The following is a 12,050-nucleotide window of genomic DNA, read 5'->3' on the forward strand; positions in this document are numbered from 1 at the left end:
CGTGCCCTCACCGCACCGGACCCAGCAGCGCGCCGAGCACCGCGTCCGTATCGGCCAGGTCCGGCAGGACGACATCGGCACCCGCCGCCGCCAGGTCCGCCGCGCTCGTCGTCCCGGTCGCCACCGCGACGGACCACGCGCCCACGGCCCGGGCGGTCGCGACGTCGCGCGGGGTGTCGCCGACGATCACGGTGTCCGCGCCGACGTGCCGCCGGCCGAGGTGCTCCTCGGTACGCGCGAAGGCCCGGGCCGGCAGGTCGACCCGCTCGTAGGCGTCGTCGCCGTACGCGCCCACTCGGAAGTCCACGTGGTCGGCAAGGCCGAAGACCCGCATCTTCAGCACCGCGAGCGCGTACGTGTTACCGGTCAGCACCGACTGGCACACCCCCGGTATCGCCCCCAGGGCGGTGAGCGCCTCGGACGCCCCGGCGAGGACCCGGCCCTCGGCAACCAACTCGGCTTCACGATCCCGCAGTTCGGCGATGATCAGGTCCAGGAAGGCGTCGAGCATGGCGCCCTCCGGCGGCAGCCCGTGCGCACGCAGCACATCACTCGCCATGGCCAACTCGGTACGTCCGTCGAACTGCCAGGGATGGTCCAGCGAACGCCCGGCCACCTGACGAAATGCCGCCGCGTACGCCCGTCGGGCCACCGTCCCGCCGTCGATCAGCGTGTGGTCGATGTCCCACAACACCAGCCGGGAATCGGCTCCATCAGTCGTCATGAACACTCCGATCATCGACAACCGCCCCGCACGGCGGCTGCCTCGAAGCATTGCATTGGGCTCTTTTCGCACGAACGCCGGGGTCCACCGAGCGTATTGCGAAGATCACAGAGCGCGATCACTGCCCGTGTCGCCACTGTTGCTCGACCCCTCGGCATTCCGACCCCCGCGCCGCCCGGTCCCTCCGCGCCCCTTCCTCACGATCACCGCACGACCACCGCACCATCGCCACGCCCTTGCCACGCCCTTCCCGCGCTCTTTCCGCATCCTTTCCGCGCCACCGGCACATCCGGCACGAAGGCGAATCCACATGCCTTTCCAGACGATCCCCTCACATTTCTCGCACTGATCGCATCGCACCGGAGCCCATCCGATACCGACAATCCATCGCCATTCGGCGCAAGGAACAACCGACCAGGACCACGTCCCGGCGCCGTGCCGACTCGCGCTCCTGTGTATGCACGGCCGTCGACCAATCCCTCTCAAACAGCCATTGACCTGCAACTTGCATGGCGATCTGTGCGGCAATCCGCACGGGAGGGTGTCCGGTGATATGTGCGTCGTGATGTCCATGTACATGCATGGCTTTCTGAGTCCCAACGCGTTCGTCAAGACGCATGGCTGTATGTGCGGGTGTGTGGGCGGCTGTGCGGAGCGGGCGACGGATGCACGGAGACGTGGGCGGCCGGTCGGAGCGACGGGCGAAACGGCGGCCCGCGCGGTGGACCCGCCGGTAGCTCTCGCGGCGGGTCTCACGACGGCGCGTCGGCGCACTGGAACGGCCGGTCGAACGATGGTCCGAACGGTGGATCAGGCGCTCGCTCAAGCACTGGATCACGCAACGGAGCACACACTCGACGCCTGGGTATTCATGCGTGACAGGGGATGGATGTGCGGGGCGGATCTTCCAACATGCAGATCGAACACAACGGCAATGCCTTGTTTTCTGGGCTTTTGCGCGGTTCTCGTGACGGCCACATCGCGATGCGCGACACGCCGACTCTCCTGACAGGAAGTTATTTGCCGGAGATCGCGATAGGGTTCGGTCGTTGACACGAAAGGACGGTCATGGCCACTTCCCGGGAGCGTTGGACCGTGGCGAGGCTCGCGGCCATCGCGGGTCTGCCCAGCAAGGTGGGCTACGAGGCACGGGACCGAAACGTGCTGCACCCGACGGTGCTCTCGCCCAGCGACGTATTGCCCCTGCTCACCTTCGAGGCATTGCGAAGGATCAGCTGGCCGGGCGAGAACTATGCGCGCAACACGCCACAACGTCTGCGCCTGTGGGAGCACCTGGCCATCGAGCACTCACGAGTGGGCGATCTCGCCGATGTCGACCCGATGACCGGCCTTTACGTGCATCCCTCGGGAGCCGACCTGGCCGTTCGACCGAGCGAACACGCCGCTCTCGCGCTGCGGTTCGTCGAAGAGAACACGCCTTACCAGTACCTCACGCTCGGCGCGTGGGCCCAGCAGGCTCTGCGGGCCCTCGCCGCCGAACAGGAGCAGGTCGGACGACGCCACGGTGCCGCCTGACCACCGCTCGGGAAGTTCTGCCCCAAAAGCAGAGCGAGTGGCCTAGGAGTCCAGCCCTAGTCCACTCGCTCGCAGCTCAGCGCCCCTAGGGGCGCCGTCGGAGAAAGGAGGCCTGTCGGCCGCTTACACAACCGAACAGTGAGACCCAGCCGTTCCGGTACTTCCACGCGCCGAACGGTCGGGTCACCCCTACCTCTTTCTCTTCACCAGCTTCAGGAGCAGATCATACCTGCGATCCCCGAGGCAGGCCCAGTGCTGTCTTCAGCCAGGTCCTTGCCCTCTTCAAGTGTGCCCGAATCCTCTGGATTCACGATGCAGGCTCGGGTCCGTGCCGCCTTGCGCGCTGCGCGAGTTCGCGTCGGCGGCGCCCGAGGCGTCGATCCGACCATGCCGGACTCGGTCCGCCGGGCCTCGGTCAAGGTCCCGCTGCGGGTGGTGACCGGCGAGGCGTACAGCGACCTGGCCTTCGTCTTCGCCGCCAAGGTCGGCCACCTGGCGGCCGGCCCCAACCAGCCCGGCTGCATCGCCGACCTGACCACGATCGCCCGCTACCTGGGCCTGACCGTCCGTTCGGTGACCCAGCCCGACGGCCGGATCGCCCTCAAGGCCCCGTCGTCCTTGTACGCCGCGCAGAAGCAGCTCACCGCAGGCGAGGAACTCACCGTCGTACGCCGCACCAAGCCCTCCGGCACCGGGACTTCGGCGGTCCGCCGACTGCGCACACCGGAAAAGGGCGAGCCGTGGGTGATGGTGCCCGTCGCCCTCCTGGGTGCGGTCCCGCACCGGCATGCCCGGGCGTATGCGGTCATCTGCTACGCCCGCGCCCGCGGCCACCACCTGACCTACGCCGAGCTCGCCGACGTGCTGCGGCACCAGTCCGGACGCCGGATCGGCGAGCCGGTGAGCGTGCGCGCCGCCCGCGGCGTGGTCGCCGACCTGGAGCGCTGGGGCTGGGTGGAGGTGGGCCGCCGCGAGGGATGGCAGGGCCGCAACATGCTCGTACCGCTTCGACCCTTCGAGCACCCGAGCGACCACGAGCCGACCGCCGCCGGTGTGGACGCCGGTGTGGACGCCGAGGCGGTCGAGCCGGTCGACATCTTCGCTGCGGAATTTCCCGGTGGGACTGGTGGGACTGGTGGGATTGGTGGAGCCGTTAGGGCCGGGGGGATCGGCGAGACGGGAGAGAACGGGGATCCCGGCTTGGTGGACGCAGTGGTGACCGAGGAGTACGCCGAGTACGCAACCGAGTACGCAGCGGCGGGCGGAATCGTGATCGACGCCGTCGGTGCGCAGCACGCGACACGTGCGGAGACGACCGACCGGAACACCGACTGGACTACCGACGGAGCGCGTGTCGTCACGTGTGGTCGTGCGTTTGCGCATGGCGGCGAGAGAATCGGGATCGAGATCGAGGCCGGCGTCGAGGTCCGGAACGAGACCGGGAACGAGGTTGCGGAGACGACTCGCGCGGTGACCGCGGGGGAGTTGCGGGTGACTTCCGCGACACCCGGAAACGTCCTCTCGGGAGTGGGCGCCGAGGGCCCCTCCGAGCCCACTGGGAACGGCATTTCGGCAGGTCGGAGCCTGGGTGCGGAGGGTCAATGGACGTCGGGTCCGCAGGGGGTTGGGACCTCCGTCACGTATAAGGAAGACACTCCGATTGACCTACAGATGAACGCGGACTCCCAGGGGGGTTCCGCCCGAAGGGCGTCTTCCGTGGTAGACGGGCACGAGCCTGCGAGGAGCCCGCAAACGGCCTTGCCGGCGACACCTGCGTCCGGGACGCCTGCGGCGGAACCCCGTCGAACTCGCCCCGCACCGACGCCGAACCACCGGACCACCATCTCCGCCACGGCGGCGAAGGCGTTCGCCGGGATCGAGCCGCTGGTGGCCAGGATGAGCATCGGGCAGCGAGTCGTGGCCGCGGGTCTGGTCGATCGGGCCGTGGCCGAAGTCGGCGACGCGGATCGGGTGTTCGCCCGGCTGGCGGACCGCTGGCGGACCCAGGAAGGGGCCGTCAGGAGCCCTGTGGGCTGGCTGGGAGGCCGCGGACTGGCCCGGCGTGGGTGCGAGGACCCGAACTGCGAGGACGGCCGCCTGTGGCTGCCCACGGCCGGTCCTGGGGCAGGCGTGGTCGGGGACCCGTTCGCGTGCCGCAACTGCGCTCGGCAGGACCGGGATCGGCGGGCCGAGGCGGACGAGCGCTTCGGCGCCGAACGGCGGGCCGCGCACCGGGCTCGGCAGGCGACGGCGGTTGCTGCGGTCGCGAGGCCGGCGGAGGTCCGGCCGATGGTGGCTCCGGCGCCGATCGGGACCTGCGACGACTGCGACCGGGCGGTTCGTGGCCTGCGTGAGGACGGGGTCTGCGCGGACTGCCGCGAGGACCGGGAGTCGGCCGCCGGAGCTGCGGAAGGGGTGCTCCGAACGCTCCAGGCGGCGTTCTGAGCGTCTTGGCGGTGGTGGATGGGCGGCGAGGTGGCCGGCCGATCAATGTGCCGTCAGGGGGCCGCTGGGCGGCTTCGAGGTCCGGTGCCGGGGTCGGGGATGGTTCGATGCGCGAGCGGGCCGTTGCGAAGTGGGCGACAAGCGGGATGATTTGTCGCGTTTCATATCTTTTGTTGTTGAACAGGCTTATTCGGGCTGCCGGTTCGGAGTGGAGTGTGCGGGCTGCGGGGCATTTCCGCAAGATTCGCGTTGATTCGCGCGAGTTTGTGTGGGTTTCGTATGCGGTTCGTGCGGGTTCACGCGTGTAGGCGCGGCCTGCACGGCGGCGCGGCGGCACGGGGCGCCGGGCACTGGGCACCTCGTACCTGGCGCCTGGCGCCTGCGGATGAAGCCGGTTGTGGTCGGTCCGGGGGCTCGGGCAAGGGCGCGGGGCTGCCGCGCGGTCGGAGGCTCGTGGACCGTGGCCATGGCTGAAAGGTAACTTTTGACATCGTTTTGCCGCTGCTGCTGCGACGGAATCCGGCTACCCCGCTCGGCGTTCTCGGCGGCCTGCTGCGGCAGTTGCGCCGGCGATTGCCCGACAGGAGACGTTCCGGCGGCCGACATGAGAGCGCCGTCGGCGGGCACGGGGGACTGGATGGCCTCCGTGCCCGCCGACGGCGGATTACTGCTGGGGCGAGAAGATCTCGGGGCGGCCGAGGGCGCCCTCGGCGTCGAGGCGTTCGAGGAACAGTTCGACGGCGGCCGAGAACAGATACACGACCAGACCGCGCTTCTCGGTCGCGGTGAGCTCGGTGTCCAGGTCGCGCGCGAGTTCGTACACGGCCGGGCTCACCCGGTAGCTGGAGGACTGGCTGGGGTCGGTGATACCGCCCCTGGCACGCAGGAACGAGCGGATCATTTCGATCTGCTCGTCGTTGTCGTCGGGGAGTTCGAGCAATGCGGCGTTGAGGTAGTGGCCGAGCGCCAGCCGCCGGTTCTGCGACGAACGCTTGTCGGCGGTGAGTCGCTTGCCCAGGCGCGCCTTGACGTCGGGCAGGAGCCGGAAACCCCAGGTCTCCCAACCCTTCGAGTTTATCCGCGCGTCGAGAAAGCTATCGAGCAGCGAAGCATGCGCCGACCGCTCGTCGGCGGAGCCGGTACCGACCGGGGTCGGGGCGGCCGGTGCCGGAGCGCTGCGTCGGGGTACGCGGGCAGCCGACGCCTTCGCGGGTGCGGACGCCTTGGCGGGCTGGGCCGGAGGAGCCCGGACCGGCTCGGGAGCACGGGGTGCCGGTTCGGCCGCGGGAGCCTGGGCCTGGCCCTGGGCCTTTGTGGGCTCGGGCTCGGGGGCGGGCCTGGGCTCGGGTGCCGGTTCGGCGGCGAGAGTCGGCACGTTCGGGGCCGGCTCGGGAGTCGGCTCCGGGCGGGCCGCCACGGGGAGAGGCTCCGGAGTGGGCGGTGCGGTGGGGGCCTGGTTCCGGGTGGGCTCGACGTGGGCTGCCGGCTCGGGCCGTGGAGCCTGGGCCGGAGCCGTCGGTTCCGGGGTGGCCTGCGCGGTCGTGGTCCGGGTGGGCTCCGCTACGGGTTCCGGGGTGGGGGCCGCGACCGGCTCCGGCGTCGGTTCCTGGGCAGGCTGGGACACGGCCTCGGGGGCCGGCGGCGCCTCGACGCGCGGGGCCGCCGGGACGGTGGCCTCCTCGGTGGCGGGTGCCGCCGCCGCGTGGACGGGCTCGGGCTCCGGGGTCGGCTCCGGGGTCGGTGCGGGTGCGGGAGCCGGTACGGCAGGCGCCGCGTTCTTGAACGGCGGCCCCGACGTCGTACCGCCGGATCCGCTGCCGCCGCCCATCTGTGCCAGAAGCGCCGCCGTCGAGTCGGTGCCCGAGTTGAGGAAGCTGCCGTTCATGGCGTCCTGGAGCGCGGCGGCCAGGACCGACGACTGGACGGCAGGGGCCTTTCGCGCTTTGGCCCTCGACTTGGGCGCGGGCTTCTCGTCTGTCATCAGGCTGCCTGCTTCACACGGTCGAACAGTTCGATGGCCAGCTCGGTGTAGGCAACGCTCGCGGCGATGTTCGGTTGCTCTATGCAGACGGGGCGCCCGATTTCGTACGCCTGCGAGATCCGGCTGTCCCGGCGGATCTGCGTCTGGAAGGGGTCGAGGCCGTAGTCGGCCAGCCGCTGCTCGACCTGGTCGTCCTCGCTGGTGCGGCGGGACGGGGCGTTGGCCTTGTTGATGACGGTGCCGATGAAGCGCGGCTCACACTCGCCGAGGGTGCGCTCGGACGTGGCGGCGGTCAGGCCCTTGATCACGGCGGCGCCCTGGACGGTCGCGTACAGCGGTTCGCACACCGCGACCACGAAGTCGGCGGCGGCGAGGGCGACCGCGGACAGGGCACTGACGCTGGGCGGGGTGTCGATCAGGATGATCGTCGGGGTCCGCCGGATGGGTTCGAGGATGCGCCGCAGGATCCCGGTGGTGGAAAAGTCCATTCCGGCGATCTTGCGCTCGGCGTCGACCATCGTGCTCTGCACCGAGCCGAAGAGGCTGAGGCTGCCGGTGGTCTCGAAGGACTTGAGCAGCTCGCTGCGGTCGAAGATCATCTCCGGCACGTCGGGCGTCATGCCGTTCAGCTGCGCATAGAGCGCGAAGCCGACCGAGCGCTGGGGCTGCGGGACCACGCCGAGTGCGACGCCGGCCTGCGCCTGGGGCTCCAGGTCGACCACGAGGGCGTGAAAGCCGTTGATCGCCAGAGCGCTCGCGAGGTTCACCGTCGTTGTCGTCTTCCCGGGACCCCCCTTCTGGCTGGCCACCGCCACTACTGCACCCATCGTGCGTCCTCTCAAGTAGAGCCGACCGGCCGCCTGCGGGAGCCGGGTTTCTGCCGGTGGCCTGTCAGAGCCGTCCGCTGCACCTGACAGGGAAGACGACGTACCTCCGGGGTAGCTGCTCGATACTTCCGTCGGAAGCCCGAAAGCGCAACGAACCAGGATCTAGCGGGCAGAACCTCCAAGACGTCCTTGAGGGGTCCGGCCTAAGATTTGTCTGTCAGGTTAGCAGCGGATTCTCAAAATTCACTGTGACACTCGGAAAACCCACCCGTATGTCCCGGTTAACCCGTTTGGTCGGCCGAATCAACGCCCCCAACAGGCTCTTTTGACGCACGAATTGCCGATGGAACTCTCGATTTATAGGTCACCCGTTCGACATATCGAGACACAGCCCGAATGGTCGACCCGGCCGAGCTCCAGACGACACCCGGACGGGCCGGCAACTTCACCCCTCCGGGTCCGTGTGAGGTCCGTCTCGGGCTCGTGCGTCGGGGCGTGGGTCAGGTTCGTAGGTCGGGTCCGCGTCTCGTCCTCGCGTCTCGGACCACGACTCGCGATCGGCGCCTGAGCGGTATGTGGGTGACGGGGAGGGCTGCCAACGGGGCATGATGCGCATCGAATCCGGCCGGGAGCGGGTCTGGGCCAGGAGCGTCGGGCGACAGCGGCAGGTTCGGCAGGTTCGGCAGGTTCGCGGGTGGCATGTGGTGGGCAGCCCTGTCGGTGTTGCCCGGGAGCGGCTCCGGCCGCGACCGAGCTGCTCCGCTATGGCCGCGGCCAGAGTCGCTGCGGCGGCCAGCCCGCGCGGCGAATGCGGCTTCGTATCCGCCGGTGTCCGGCCGCCGAGGCTGCCGTGCAGCCTGCGTAGGTCGAACCGACTCGCGCCGTACTCGAAGACCTCGACGCGGGCGGCAACCCAGCTGGGCCAGGGGCCCGGTCGGTGTCGAGGCCGTCCCCGAGGATGGCGAAGCTCGACTCGGCGAATGCGCCGCCCCGGAACCGGTCCGTGCGGCCGACCGAGATCCGTATACCGAACTCCTGCGCAGGGAACGCGAATTCGTGGCTGGGGAGCCGGCACCCACAGGCCGAACGGAAGATCCCTCCCGCAACGGGGCGGGCCTCGCGGACCGCATCGCACCACGCGTCGGCGACCGGGTCCACACGCAGATGCTCGCGGTCGCCCAACCGATGACCTTGCGCGTGACGATGTGGACGACGCCGGCCGAGCAGTGCGGACCCCGGCCGGTGGCCGGGCAGGTGGTGTCGCCGCATGACGAGGCCGGACGTCCGGCCCGCACGTCCGGGCCGCACGTCCGAGCCGCACCTTCGCGCCGTACCGGACGCTGCCGGCCCGGGCGAAGATCCCGGCCGACCAGGGCCGTCGCCCGTCGCCCGTCGCCCGCCGATGCGCGGGGGTCGGGGGTCGTGATGCGTCGTCCGCGTCTGCGGTGTCGGCCGGCGGACCACACCGGTCTGACTCATGCCCCGGTCGACGCGGCAGCGCCCGCGCCAGGCGCCGCCGCGGACCGGGCCGGCGTGTACCGCGAAGCGCCATGGCTGCCGCGCGAGCGCTGGTGGCCATGGCGGTCTGCCCGCTGCACTGCCCGCTGGGCCCCGCTTCTCGGGGGTGCGGCGCCGGGAGCCGCGCTCCTCCGGTCGTGGAGGACAGCACGGGAGACCTCCTGCCGGTTCACAACTCTGCACTCCGCAGCCTGCGTTGCTGCCTACGCCGCTGCTTGTGTCGACGTCGTGCCGGAGCCGCTTGGTGGCCGAGGGGCCCCTCAGGGGCCGGCTGAAGGCCCCCAGAGGCGGTCGGGCGACAACGCGAGGCTGTTGCTGCGTCGCCTTGACCGCCCCGCAGCCCCGGCCCGGGCGCCCCGCGCCGGATCCGAGTTTCCGGCGGCGCGGCGAAAAGGGCCACGGAAGGACCGTGGGCTCGGCCTCACCCACGCCCGGACAGGCAGGCAGGCCGACCGAGATTCGGCCGCCGACGGGGACCGCGCCGGGGCCGCCCCGGACGCACCCGGGGCCTCTACCCGAGAACGAACCGCGCGTCGCCGGCCGCATCCGACAACACCCCCGTAACGGTTCCTGCCCGGGGAGTGGGCCGCCGCCCAGGCGCGCTGTGCCCGGGTGGGTGTCCTGGAAGGGGCCGGGCGGCCGGAGAAGTGGCGTCTGGCGCTGGACACGATCGACACCCTGGCCGGGTGGGGCCTGGTCCCGCCGGTGGTCGTGAGGGACGCGGGCTACAGGCAGGCCGGCGAGTCCGGTTACGAACTCGACGCACGGGGCCTCGACTTCGTGGTTACGGTGCGCGGCGACGACCTGGCCCAAGCCGGCAACGCGGCCCCGTCGGTGATCGTGTACTCGGGCCCGGGACCGCGTCCCGTGCCGCCGTGTCGGACCCGGGCCCGACCGATGGTCGAACACGCCGTCGCCGCAGGGCGGGGGGCGTTCGTCGAGGTCGTGCGGTGGGGAGGGTTCCCGCGATGCGATGCGCTCACGGTTCGCCACCTCCGTGGTGCGCCCTGCGGCGAAGTTCCGGACCGGCTCGCCCGAGCCGCCGCGAACGAGACCTGCGTCGCCCGAAACGGAGAGCCGCCCGCGTTCACCCTGCTCACCGAGGGCCCGGACGGCGCGGACGCGCTCACCGACCACCGGCTGACGAACCGCCCCGAACGCCCCCTGGGCGGAGTGCGTCCGGCTCACGAATCTGCGTGGCACGTCGAACACGACTACCGCGAGCGAGCTGAGAAGTTGCAGGTCACGGGTCCGGTGTGAGGGCGATAGAGGACCCCGTGCCGATCGGCCGCCGCCGGTGTCCACGGCGAAGGTCGCCCGACCTGTCGGCCACCGTGGCTCTCGGGTCTGCTGGGGTTGCGGTAGGGGTCCGGCGAGCACAGCGGATCATTGCCGGCACCAGGTCGAGGCGGCCGGCCGGCCGCAAGGGCACGCTGCAGCGAGTGGCGCCGATGCACGCAGGAGGAATCGCAGATCATGATTCTCCCCAAGGTTCGGGCCCCTCGCTTCGTGACGATCCGCCGTGGTGGGACCCTCACCGACGCGGATCACCGTCTCCTCGCGCTTCTGGCCTGCCTCGTGTGCAGAGACGTCCTGGGCCTCTTCGAGTCGGCCCGGCCCGGGGATTCGCGGCCACGCCGGGCGATCGAGCATGCCCGGGCATGGGTGCGTGGCGAGGTCGAGATGATGCCGGCCCGCGCGGCTGGTGGCCATGCGATGAGGGCAGCCAGAGAGCTGCGGGAGCAGCGCGACATGCCGCGTACGCCGCCGGCCAGGCCGGTGTCGTCGCCCACGTCGCCGCTCACGAACTCGGCGCGGCCGCCTACGCGATCAAGGCCCGTCCGCCTGCCCGTCCCTCTGCCCCGCCGGCTATCCGGGGTCCGGACTGTCGGTCGGGTCGGCCATCCGACCGTCTGGGCATTCGGGTGCTCGTTCGGCTGTCCGCCCGTCGGCGCGTGTGTTCGTTCACCCAGTGGTCGAGCGGCTGTGGCATGCGGCCGGCGGTTGCCCGTCGGATCGTTCTGGCGTCCGTGAGGGCTCCACGGCGGCCGATCCGTTGTTCGGCTGTGGGCTTTGCCCGTCCAGGCAGTCACAGAGCCGTAGAGAGGCCCTTCCGGCCGCAGATCCGTGCGTCGTGAGCTTGCGTGTGTCGGCCGCGCGCCTACAGGAAGACCGGCCCGACCGTGCGTTGCTCCGACCGCCGGTTGCTTGCGAGCGCCGTGGTTCGAGTGGGCCGTCGCGCCGGCCGCACGTAGCACCGGCCGTCCGGTGAGCCGCAGCTCGGTTGCTCGTAAGACCGTCGGATCGGTCCGGACGTAGGCCCGGCCGCTGACTCGGCGACCGTGTGCGCGTTCCGTGGACCGACCAATCCGCAGACACGTCCGGTCGGTCAGCCACCCGTCGTACGGCTCAACCATCCGCCGTTCCGGCCGCACACCCGCCGTCGGCAACGCAGTTCGTGCCGTCCGCAGAGCGTTTCCTGCACCCGGCCGTCGTTCCGCCGAGCCGCCCGCCCGAACGGTGATCCGTCGCTCGCTCCGTACGCCCGAAGGCAGAGCCATCCGAAGACAGATCGTTCGATCGATCGCTTCGCTCATCCGCCCGCCTGTACGTCCGTCCGGTCACCCACTCATCCAGCCACCCATACGGCCGTACATCGCAAGGTCCACCCCAACGCCCGCCCGCACAGGCGGCCACCCAGCCACAGATCCATTGCTCCGCCCATCCGCAGTTACGCCCGTCCAACCACTCATCGTTCGTGTCGCCCATAGAGCCACCCACCCACCGGCCCGTCCAAATGAACGCCCGACCATCCCAACATCGCTCCGCCCACCCGCACGTACGTCCATACACCCGTCCATCCACCTACACGCACATTCAGAGCTCCAGCCGCACACTCATTGCTCCGCCCGCTGTTCCGCCCGACCACTCACCCGTTCATCCGTCCACCCGCACGTCGTCACAACCACTGCTACACCCGTATCAACATCCATCGCTTCACCCCTACATCCGACCGTTC

7 protein-coding genes and 1 pseudogene are annotated in these 12,050 nt (G+C 70.5%); 5 read left to right on the top strand and 3 right to left on the bottom strand.

Going from position 1 to position 12,050, the window contains the following annotated elements:
* Positions 1–7: 7 nt before the first annotated feature.
* The gene (locus ACFZBU_RS16745) at positions 8–724 is read right to left on the bottom strand and encodes an HAD family hydrolase (protein ID WP_391584303.1); all 717 of its coding nucleotides are present in this window, start codon (positions 722–724) and stop codon (positions 8–10) included.
* A gap of 912 nt (positions 725–1,636) precedes the next feature.
* Here ACFZBU_RS16745 and ACFZBU_RS16750 point away from each other — a divergent pair.
* The 3 genes from ACFZBU_RS16750 to ACFZBU_RS16760 all read left to right on the top strand — a co-directional run bounded on the left by ACFZBU_RS16750 (position 1,637) and on the right by ACFZBU_RS16760 (position 4,705).
* Complete coding sequence (locus ACFZBU_RS16750; protein ID WP_391584304.1) at positions 1,637–1,777, top strand: hypothetical protein; 141 nt, start codon at positions 1,637–1,639, stop codon at positions 1,775–1,777.
* A 15-nt stretch (positions 1,778–1,792) separates the two neighbouring features.
* The gene (locus ACFZBU_RS16755) at positions 1,793–2,260 is read left to right on the top strand and encodes a hypothetical protein (protein ID WP_020554288.1); all 468 of its coding nucleotides are present in this window, start codon (positions 1,793–1,795) and stop codon (positions 2,258–2,260) included.
* A 387-nt stretch (positions 2,261–2,647) separates the two neighbouring features.
* The gene (locus ACFZBU_RS16760) at positions 2,648–4,705 is read left to right on the top strand and encodes a hypothetical protein (RefSeq protein ID WP_391584305.1); all 2,058 of its coding nucleotides are present in this window, start codon (positions 2,648–2,650) and stop codon (positions 4,703–4,705) included.
* Between the two features lie 664 nt (positions 4,706–5,369).
* Here ACFZBU_RS16760 and ACFZBU_RS16765 read toward each other — a convergent pair.
* Together ACFZBU_RS16765 and ACFZBU_RS16770 are read right to left on the bottom strand one after the other, a co-directional pair.
* Positions 5,370–6,686, bottom strand: coding sequence for a hypothetical protein (locus tag ACFZBU_RS16765; RefSeq protein WP_391584306.1), 1,317 nt, complete (start codon positions 6,684–6,686; stop codon positions 5,370–5,372).
* On the bottom strand, positions 6,686–7,513 hold the full coding sequence (locus ACFZBU_RS16770; RefSeq protein ID WP_079026817.1) for a ParA family protein: 828 nt from the start codon (positions 7,511–7,513) through the stop codon (positions 6,686–6,688). Before ACFZBU_RS16770 ends, ACFZBU_RS16765 begins: the two co-directional genes overlap by 1 nt.
* Positions 7,514–9,601: 2,088 nt before the next feature.
* On the opposite strand from ACFZBU_RS16770, the gene ACFZBU_RS16775 reads away from it, so the two are divergent.
* Together ACFZBU_RS16775 and ACFZBU_RS16780 are read left to right on the top strand one after the other, a co-directional pair.
* Complete coding sequence (locus ACFZBU_RS16775; RefSeq protein ID WP_391584361.1) at positions 9,602–10,291, top strand: transposase; 690 nt, start codon at positions 9,602–9,604, stop codon at positions 10,289–10,291.
* 216 nt (positions 10,292–10,507) lie between these two features.
* Positions 10,508–11,169 (top strand): annotated as a pseudogene (locus tag ACFZBU_RS16780) (putative immunity protein).
* The last annotated feature ends 881 nt before the right edge of the window (positions 11,170–12,050 follow it).

Origin of the sequence: Embleya sp. NPDC008237 (genome assembly GCF_042956465.1) — a bacterium.
Taxonomy (GTDB): Bacteria; Actinomycetota; Actinomycetes; order Streptomycetales; family Streptomycetaceae; genus Embleya.

What these genes read in the sequence shown, in the direction of transcription:
- ACFZBU_RS16750 (WP_391584304.1), top strand. Translation starts at nt 1,637, where the DNA reads ATGCAGATCGAACACAACGGCAATGCCTTGTTTTCTGGGCTTTTGCGC.
- ACFZBU_RS16770 (WP_079026817.1), bottom strand. Translation starts at nt 7,513, where the DNA reads ATGGGTGCAGTAGTGGCGGTGGCCAGCCAGAAGGGGGGTCCCGGGAAG.
- ACFZBU_RS16760 (WP_391584305.1), top strand. Translation starts at nt 2,648, where the DNA reads ATGCCGGACTCGGTCCGCCGGGCCTCGGTCAAGGTCCCGCTGCGGGTG.
- ACFZBU_RS16765 (WP_391584306.1), bottom strand. Translation starts at nt 6,686, where the DNA reads ATGACAGACGAGAAGCCCGCGCCCAAGTCGAGGGCCAAAGCGCGAAAG.
- ACFZBU_RS16745 (WP_391584303.1), bottom strand. Translation starts at nt 724, where the DNA reads ATGACGACTGATGGAGCCGATTCCCGGCTGGTGTTGTGGGACATCGAC.
- ACFZBU_RS16755 (WP_020554288.1), top strand. Translation starts at nt 1,793, where the DNA reads ATGGCCACTTCCCGGGAGCGTTGGACCGTGGCGAGGCTCGCGGCCATC.